At 76.5% G+C, this 2115-nt stretch carries 3 protein-coding genes; all 3 read left to right on the forward strand.

Going from position 1 to position 2115, the window contains the following annotated elements:
- On the forward strand, nucleotides 1-773 hold a 773-nt coding region (locus BN12_RS25535), incomplete at its 5' end, for a glycoside hydrolase family protein (RefSeq protein WP_048555561.1).
- Nucleotides 774-1031: 258 nt separating this feature from the next.
- Nucleotides 1032-1724 carry a P-loop NTPase family protein gene (locus tag BN12_RS21230; protein WP_048555562.1) on the forward strand — a complete coding sequence of 231 codons (693 nt, stop codon included), beginning with the start codon at nucleotides 1032-1034 and terminating at the stop codon, nucleotides 1722-1724.
- The coding region (locus BN12_RS25540) for a hypothetical protein (RefSeq protein ID WP_162233118.1) at nucleotides 1721-2115 on the forward strand (395 nt) is incomplete at its 3' end. The genes BN12_RS21230 and BN12_RS25540, both read left to right, overlap by 4 nt.

The raw sequence follows: 2115 nt of genomic DNA on the forward strand, positions 1-2115 counted from the left end.
CGCTCGACGCGGTGGCCGAGCGCAGCGGCGACCCCACGGTCGCCGCGCTCGCCGCCGACCACGTGGAGCGGCTGCTCCGCATCGTCGCGGGGCCGGTGACGCCACCCCGCCCGGGGCTGCTCCACGGGCTCTCCGGGACGGCGCTGTGCCTGCTGCGCCTCGCGGGGAGCGGGCGATGGGACACGGTCAGGGAGGAGCTGCTCGGGGCCGCGCGTCGCTGCCTGCACCTCGAGCTGGCCTCCTGCCGTCTCGAGGGTGACGCTCTCCTCGGCGTCGACGGTCGCCGGCTCATGCCGTACCTCGGGATCGGGTCGGCCGCGGCCGGGATCGTCGCCCAGCGTCTCCTGGAGGAGGGGACGGACGACGAGCGCTGCCGGTGGGCGGTGGAGGGGGTCCTCCGCGCGCTCCGGCGCCCGGCGATGGTCGGCGCCGGGCTCGCGGAGGGCCGGGCCGGGATCCTCCTCACGCTGCGGGAGATCGACGCGACCGAGCCGATGACCGGGGTCCATCGGGACCGCCTCGGCTGGTATGCCGTCCGGCCGTCCCGAGCACCCCTGACCGGCTCCTCCCGTGGGTGCCTCGTCCCGGGCGAGCAGGGGCTGCGGCTGTCCGCCGACGTCGCCTCGGGCGCGGCGGGCGTCCTCGCCGCGCTCGACACCGGGCGCGCGGCGCGGGACGTGCTCCTCCTGCCCGACCCGGACGACACCGTCACGGACCGCACCGTCACGGACGGCCCGGCGATCGCGGCCCGGCACCTGACGGCCGTCACCTGACTTCGCTGACGGCGGGCTCTGCCGGATCCGGCGGGCCGGCTCGCAGACTTGACCCACGAGAACGCCAACCACCCACACACCCCGAGGAGCACCCGATGTCCGTCCGAGAGCTGCACGTCCTGGAGCTCGAGCCCGAGCCCTTCGCGCCGATGACGACCTCCTGGATGTCCGCCTTCCACTTCTGCTGGTGAGACCTCGCCGCACGAGCCGGCACCCCTCCGTCCCGTCCGCGCCCCAGTCCCTGCGAAAGGCGGCCGCATGCAGCCCCCGACAGGCATCGACCTGACCTCGGCCGTGAGCCTGCGCCGCCTCGCCACCTCGTCCACCCCCGGTGGGGAGGGGCTGCGAGGCATCGACCTCGACGTCCTGCCGGGCACCTTCACGGTCGTCGCCGGGGGCCCCGGCGACGGGACCGACGACGTGGCCCAGGTCCTCTCCGGCACCCTGGAGCCCACGTCGGCCGAGCGCTTCCGCGTCTTCGGCGTGGAGCTCATGTCGGTCCCCGCCGGGCAGCGGGCCGCGTGGCTCGAGCGGCACGTCACCCTCGTCGACGGCCCGGCCCCGCTGCTGCCCTACCTCACCGTCGCCGAGAACCTCCGCCTCGCCGACCGGAGCGGCGAGAGCGCCGAGACGGTCGCCGCGCTCGCCGGGCGGGGCGTCCTCGCGCGCGTCCCCGCCCTGCTGACCGGCCACGAGACGTGGCTCGTGTCCCTGGCGCTCGCCCTGTCCAGCGCGTCGGACATCCTCGTCGTGCGGCTGCCCAGCGACCCGCGTGACACGGCCTGGACCGGCTCGCTGCGCCGGCAGGTGGACCTCATCGGCCGGACCGTCATCCTCACCGGGGGAGCGGCGACGTGCCGGATGGCCGACGCCGTCATCGTCCTGCGGGCCGGCCGGCTCGCCGGGGACCGGCCCGACGCCGTGCCCGCCGACCACGAGACCCTGGAGTGAGCATGCTGACCGTCGTCAACCTGCCTGCCGTCGTGCTGCGCCGCATCGTCCGCCCGACGGCTCGCGACCCCTTCCGGGCCGGACACCTCGTCGTCGCGGCCGTCGCGGCGGCGGCGGGCCTCACGGTCGTCGTCGTCGTGTCGCCGCACCGTCTCGGTCCGGCGCTCGGGGTCCTCGCCCTGGTGGCCGGCGCCCTCGTCGGGGCGGTGGCCACCCGGGTGCCGCGCCGCCTCGGCGAGGAGCGACGCGTCGAGGAGCGCTTCTTCGGCACCCTCGGACGGCCGCGGGCCACAGGGCCCTTCCGGGTGCTCCAGCGGGCCATCGCCGACGTGCCGACGTGGGCCGTCATCGCGACCGGCTGTGTCCTCGCCCTCGGGTCCCGGCGCACCGG

Origin of the sequence: Nostocoides japonicum T1-X7 (assembly GCF_001046855.1) — a bacterium.
Taxonomy (GTDB): domain Bacteria; phylum Actinomycetota; class Actinomycetes; order Actinomycetales; family Dermatophilaceae; genus Nostocoides; species Nostocoides japonicum.